The sequence below is a fragment of the Nocardia noduli genome, assembly GCF_019038455.1.
Classification (GTDB): Bacteria; Actinomycetota; Actinomycetes; order Mycobacteriales; family Mycobacteriaceae; genus Nocardia; species Nocardia noduli.
Genome location: NZ_JAFMPL010000276.1, coordinates 1 through 454, shown reverse-complemented (window position 1 = coordinate 454; position 454 = coordinate 1). Strand labels below are relative to the sequence as shown.

1 protein-coding gene is annotated in these 454 nt (G+C 67.4%); it reads left to right on the top strand.

The window, feature by feature from the left end:
• The coding region (locus JZ792_RS41360; protein ID WP_308165655.1) for a shikimate kinase at positions 1-254 on the top strand (254 nt) is incomplete at its 5' end.
• Positions 255-454 lie beyond the last annotated feature (200 nt).

Here is a 454-nt window from a genome sequence, read left to right as displayed (position 1 = left end):
CCGAGGGTTTGCGCCGCACCGGGGCGAGCAACCAGCGCCCACTGCTCAACGGCGCCGACCCCGGCGCGAAGTACCGCAAGCTGATGCGTGAACGCCGCCCCCTCTACCGCGAGGTGGCGACCGTCCGCGTGCGCACCGACGGACGCAGTCCGGGCCGGGTCGTCCGAATGATCCTGGACAAACTCGGCATGGACTCCATGTTGAGGTGGCCGGTGTCGAGTCGGTGCCGGTTTTTTTGGGAGAGACGAAGGTGACGGACGGTGTTCCACGACAGCGAACAGTGCCCGGTCGTCGCCTTCGGCCAGGACCGCGGGCGATATCGGCGTCGGCAGGCAGGGTGGTCCAGGTCAGTGAGTTCGTCGTGCCGTTACCGCATGAGACGGAAATGCCGCTGGTCGACTGGTGGGGCTGCCGCCGAACACGAGGGCTTCCTGATCCGGCCTTTCGACTGCCC